The following is a 6,000-nucleotide window of genomic DNA, read 5'->3' as shown; positions in this document are numbered from 1 at the left end:
AAACTCAAAAAGCTAACTTATTTTTCTCTTAAATCCTGATTAAATCAATCTTTTTTTACTCAGCTAAAAGCTGAGCTATTTTGCCTTGTATAGGAGTTTAGACTAACCGCGCCCTAAAGCGCGGTTAGTCTAAACTCCAGTCAACAAGCGATCGCGCAGAAAACTCCCCTGGTAGGAGAGTACCGAATTATTCGCCCCGATGGCACAATCCGTCATTTAGAAACGCGGGCAGAGGTGATTTTAGACGATCGGGGCGAAGCAATTAAGCTCATGGGGTCAATTTTAGACATTACTGAGCGCAAACAGACAGAAGCCACTAAACAAGCTTTACTAGATGCCTTACCTGACTTTATGGTGCGAATGAGTCGGGATGGGATGCTGCTAGAAGTCCTCAATAAAGGTGCAATTCATATCATCGAACGTCAAAAAAACATCCCCAACACATTCATTACAGACATTATGCCCCTTGAGATTGCCCAAGAAAGGATTAAATTAGCCCAACAAGCGCTGGCAACTCATCGGGTGCAAACCCAAGAATATCATTTTGTAGTGGATGGAAAAAGGATTTATGAAGAAGCCCGCATTGCCCCGTTAGATAATGATGAAGTGTTGGTGCTAGTGCGCGATATTACCGAACGTTACCATGCGGAACAAGCCCTCCGAGAAAGCGAGGAAAAATTCAGGCAATTAACAGAAAATATTCATCAAGTCTTTTTTATTTTATCGGAGCGCGGAGAAATGCTCTATATCTCGCGAGCATACGAACAGATTTGGCAAAGAAGTTGTGAGAGTTTGTACAAAGATCCTAGCTCTTGGTTAGAGTCTGTTCATACAGACGATCGACCTGCAATGGCAAATGCTCTCAAGCATCAGATTGAGGATGGAACCACTTTTGAAGAAACTTATCGCATTGTTCGCCCCAACGGTAATATTCGCTGGGTAACGGCGCGATCGTTCCCCTTGCGAGATGAAGCCGGAAAAGTAGTGCGGTTTACAGGTATTGCTGAAGATGTAACGCCACAGAAAGAATCAGAAGAAGCCATTGAGCGTCAGTTACGAAAAACATTGTTATTGCAGCATATTACCGATCAAATCCGTCAAAGTTTAGATACAGAGCAGATATTCCAGGTAGCGGCGCAGCAAATTGGCGAAGCTTTTCAGGTCGATCGCTGTCTGATCCATTTTTATCAAACCGATCCAGTCCCAGCTATACCAGTAGTCAGTGAATATCTCATTGGAAATCATCGTTCCCTGAAGCATTTAGAAGTCCCGATCGCAGGGAATCTTCATATCCAAAAGTTACTCACTCAAGAACAAGCGATCGCCTCTGATGATGTCTTTACCGATCCGCTGTTGCAAAATATGGCTCCAATGTGTGAGCAAATTAGCTTAAAATCAATGTTAGCAGTGGCGACGTTTTATCAAGGTAAACCCAATGGCGTCATTGGCTTACATCAGTGTATTAATGACCATTCTTGCCCAGAAAATGACCTGCGCCACTGGCAACAAGATGAAATCGAATTAATTGAAGCGGTGGCGGCTCAGTTAGGAATTGCGATCGCTCAAGCATCTTTACTTCAACAAGAAATCCAACGCCGAGAAGAATTAACACTGAAAAACTTGGCTTTAGAAAAAGCCAGAAAAGAAGCCGAACAAGCTAACCAGGCAAAAAGTGAATTTTTGGCGAATATGAGCCACGAAATTCGCACGCCGATGAATGCTGTCTTGGGTTTCAGTGATTTATTGAAAGGGATGATTACTGAGGAGCGGGCTAAGAAATATTTAGAAGCGATCGCATCAAGTGGCAAAACTCTCCTAGCTTTAATCAATGATATTCTCGATCTGTCAAAAATTGAAGCAGGTAAACTGCAAATTCACTATGAAGCTGTTGATATCCATACCTTAATTCAAGATATCTGTCAAATTTTTCTTCAAAAAGCTGAAGAAAAAGGCTTATGGCTAGAAATGGAGATTGATGGCAATTTCCCTCGTTTTCTGCTTCTGGATGAAGTCCGTCTGCGGCAAATTTTGTTTAATGTGGTCGGAAATGCTCTAAAATTTACCCATGAAGGCGGAATTACAATTTCAGTACAACAATGTTCAACCAGTCAAACTCCAGAAGGACATATTTTCCTTCAGATTACTATTAGCGATACAGGAATTGGAATTGCACCAGAAGATCGCAAACGAATTTTTGAAGCATTTACTCAAAGTCAAGGACAAAGTAACCGTAAATATGGAGGAACTGGGCTAGGATTAGCCATTACTCAACGACTTACTGAAATCATGCAAGGTTCGATTGAGTTACAAAGCGAATTAGGTCAAGGTAGTTCCTTCATATTTTATTTCCCTAAAGTTGCGATCGCCGAGCAGTCTGTAAACTATATTCCCGTCAAAGAATTAGATGAAAACTTGAATCAATTTGCACCTGCAACCATTTTAGTTGTGGACGATGTAAAATCTAATCGTGACTTAATAGCAGGTTACTTTATGGAAACGGCTCACAATCTTTTATTTGCTAAAGATGGACAAGAAGCCGTGCGAATTGCCCAAAACTCTCGCCTTGACTGCATTTTCCTCGATTTGCGAATGCCGAATATGGATGGACGAGAAGTAGCTAATATTCTCAAACAGGATCGACAAACTCAGACAATACCGATTATCATTTTAACGGCTTCATCCAATCAAATAGAGGAAAGGGAATTAGATGGGCTTTGCGAAGGTTTTTTACGCAAGCCAGTCAGTCGGATACAGATTGTGACAGCACTTCAGAAAGTATTGAGAGTTTTAGATCCGACCAATTCGGATACGTTGCAGAAAACCAATGTAAATTTATCCTCAAATTCAACTTTAAAACCTGTGCAATTGTCAGACTTACTGGTTAAGCTGCGCCAGGAAACTGACAGTACATGGGTGCGGCTACGGAAAACCTTAGTTACTAAAGAACTCAAACAGTTTATAGAACGCCTAACCCAATGGGGTAAAGAGCATCAATGTCAAGTCTTGTTGGATTACGCACAAACTTTAAGGTGTCAGATAGATAACTTTTATTGGGATCTAATTCCCCAAACTGTGGAACGCTTTGCTGAAATTCATCGCGTTCTAGAAAACAGTTATGAGGAGTTAGGGGATGGACAACCAGATAATTAATCCAGCAGCAGACGGAAACGATATGAGATTTAGCTACACAGGAGGATGAAAATAAAAAGCCGCACCTAAAACTATGTAAGTTGCTAATAGCAATCCTCCCTCCAACCAGTTAGAACGTCCGTCCAAACTGATGAGATTGGCGACTAACACCGCAATGATTACAGCTACTACTTCAAAAGGATTGAAATTTAAATCCATCGGTTGACCGATCGCCACTCCTACTATAACTAAAATTGGAGCGACCAACAGCGCAACTAACAAGCTGGAACCCATCGCCACGGAAACCGATAAATCCATATTGTTTTTGATTGCTACGCCTACCGCAGTTACGTATTCTGCTGCGCCGCCAACTAATGGTAAAACCACCACACCTGTAAAAAGTGGCGTCAAACCCAAACTTTTTGTTGTTTCTTCCACCACTCCGACGAAAATCTCTGACTCAAACGCCACGGCAATAGTAGATACCAACAACACACCTATCCACAACCAGAGATTGGGTTTGTGACTTGATTCAACTTCTGCATCTTTCCCTTCTCCTGACTCCAAATCTACTATTCCCACATCGTAAAGATAGCTGTGAGTCTTCAATGAAAAAAGCAGGGTTAAAGCATAAACTACGATTAACACTACCGCTGCTGTGAGGGAAAGATTGCGAATCGAACTTTCTGCAACTCCATTTGAGGTGTAAACTACGGTTGTTGGCAAAACAATTGCAATCACTGCTAAAGTCATGGTGGAACCGTTCACCCGCGCTACCACAGGCTGAAATTCTTGTTCCTTGTAACGCAAACCTCCCAAAAACATGGAAAGTCCCATGACTAGGAGTAAGTTGCTGATAATGGTTCCGGTAATACTCGCTTTGACAATATCAACCAATCCCGCTTTCAAAGCAACTAAGGCAATAATTAATTCTGTCGCATTACCAAATACTGCATTTAACAAACCGCCGATAGATGGCCCAGCAACGATCGCAACTTCTTCTGTAGCCGTGCTTAACCATACTGCTAGGGGTACAATGGCTAAAGCTGATGTAATAAATACTGTCAGCGAACCCCAGTGTAAATATTCAGCCGCAATGGAAATAGGGACGAAAACTAACAGGAGGTAAGAAATTATTTTCTTGATTCCCATAAGAAGTTTTGGTGTTTATCTAAGTACGATCTCGATCGTACCATTTTAGATGAAAAATTACAGATTTTAAGCGCTCATCACGAATCTTTTTCACCTAAGTTACCGTCCGCTTTAGTATCGCCTTTTAATTGTGAAAAAACGCGATAATCTTCCCATTCAACCATCGTCCCATCTGCGCGATCGTTATTTATTTTAACCAAGTTGTATTCTACGTCTTCTGCATAAATAGTAAAAGTCACATTGAAAATTTCCACAAAATTAATTACCCACTGGCATTCCTCTTCCGGGAACTGTTCATAGTAACGAATCAAATCTGCAATACAGGCTTCTAAATGAAGGCGGGACGGCTTGCAAATCAAAACTATTTTGAGGAGCAAAATCACTAAAATTAGCGGAGTCTTTTGAAAAATTAATACGAGGAATAGCTCTGAAGGTAACTGATGATTTTCCGTTGTGAGATACTCAATTAAGCGTTGACAAGTTTTTTGTAATAGTAAATTATTAATTTCTTCGTTATCGTGATTTTCGTAAAGAGGCTTTAATTTATCACTCAACTTGGCACTGATAAGCATTACCAAATCTTTATCATTTAAATAAAAAATAAGATATTTTACCAAGCTAATTTTGAATTCTTTGTACGTTATATATTGAGTTTGTTGGGTAAATATATTGGCTAAATTGACATAATTAAACTGGCCTCTTCGCGCTACAAGCATCTTAATTACGTTTAGTACTTCATCGCCCAAACCTGTTGGATTCTTTGGCATTGTGTTTTCTTTTTCCACAGAATTTGCACGAGCTGTGTACATAGCCAGATCTAGTTTGAACTTATCTTTTAGTTGTTTAGCTAGTGTTTTGGCAGCTTTTCGTTGTTCAACAGGGTTGGTGCGATCGATATATTGAGGAACTAACAAATAAGATGTATAGCGGTAACTCCAATGACCTTTTTCTCCCTCTTCATGTTTTAAAGAAAAAATTTTTAGTTCTTCGTAATCCTTGCTATTTATAAAATTTTTTAGCCACTTTCTCAGCCTACTTAAATTAACAGAAGTAGTTTTTTTGCTAATGGCAGAATCGGAAAATATCTCAATTAATTCGCGAATGGCTTGATGCTGCCTTGCCACCTCCCAGTTGTTAACTAAAATGTAACAACAGCGCTTGAGCGTATTTCTAAATACTTCCTCATTATTAGCAGCAACAATTTCGTGAATAGCTCGTGTTGTAGTTGAATTCATATGATCTGCAAGATTAATAAATAAATCTTTAAATATAGCCAAAACAAAAGAAGGGTGTTTTCTTTTAACAATATCTAATAGTAAAGTGTAAATTGTTTTTTGCGATTCATTAACAAGAAGACGAGCTTTGGTATTTAACTCAACAGGCAGTTCACTTTGGGAATCATCTGGTAGCACACCCATAATTATCTCTGACTCTTTGTACCACATTACATTCATAGCATTTTTATCTCCTCAAACATAAGGTGGGTTTCCATTAGGTAGGATTGTAACCCCTACTCAACGAAAACGCCACCTAATACATTGCGTTTATAAATTTACTCAATTACCAAAACAACACTTGCGAAAAGCATTAATTTTTATGCAATCTTTCATCAGAAAAATGGGTTGGAAAACCCGTTCTTATAGGACGGCTTTATATTGCATTTGGATACCATTACACGGGGGTTGCTCGACTCGGTGTACTTTTGTGTTGCACTTTCAA

General features: G+C 39.7%; 3 protein-coding genes. 1 reads left to right on the top strand and 2 read right to left on the bottom strand.

The features are described from left to right. The first annotated feature begins 150 nt into the window (after positions 1-150). Positions 151-3,150, top strand: a complete 3,000-nt coding sequence (locus ACE1CD_RS34440) for a PAS domain S-box protein (protein ID WP_374827643.1) — start codon at positions 151-153, stop codon at positions 3,148-3,150. A 33-nt stretch (positions 3,151-3,183) separates the two neighbouring features. Here ACE1CD_RS34440 and cax read toward each other — a convergent pair whose 3' ends face one another. Then, positions 3,184-4,281, bottom strand: coding sequence for a calcium/proton exchanger (gene cax / locus ACE1CD_RS34435; protein ID WP_374827641.1), 1,098 nt, complete (start codon positions 4,279-4,281; stop codon positions 3,184-3,186). Between the two features lie 77 nt (positions 4,282-4,358). Beyond that, on the bottom strand, positions 4,359-5,735 hold the full coding sequence (locus ACE1CD_RS34430; protein WP_374827640.1) for a hypothetical protein: 1,377 nt from the start codon (positions 5,733-5,735) through the stop codon (positions 4,359-4,361). Positions 5,736-6,000 lie beyond the last annotated feature (265 nt).

The sequence above is a fragment of the Aerosakkonema sp. BLCC-F183 genome (genome assembly GCF_041929145.1).
GTDB lineage: Bacteria > Cyanobacteriota > Cyanobacteriia > Cyanobacteriales > Aerosakkonemataceae > Aerosakkonema.
This window is presented reverse-complemented; position numbering and strand designations above follow the sequence as displayed.

What these genes read in the sequence shown, in the direction of transcription:
- cax (WP_374827641.1), bottom strand. Translation starts at nt 4,281, where the DNA reads ATGGGAATCAAGAAAATAATTTCTTACCTCCTGTTAGTTTTCGTCCCT.
- ACE1CD_RS34430 (WP_374827640.1), bottom strand. Translation starts at nt 5,735, where the DNA reads ATGAATGTAATGTGGTACAAAGAGTCAGAGATAATTATGGGTGTGCTA.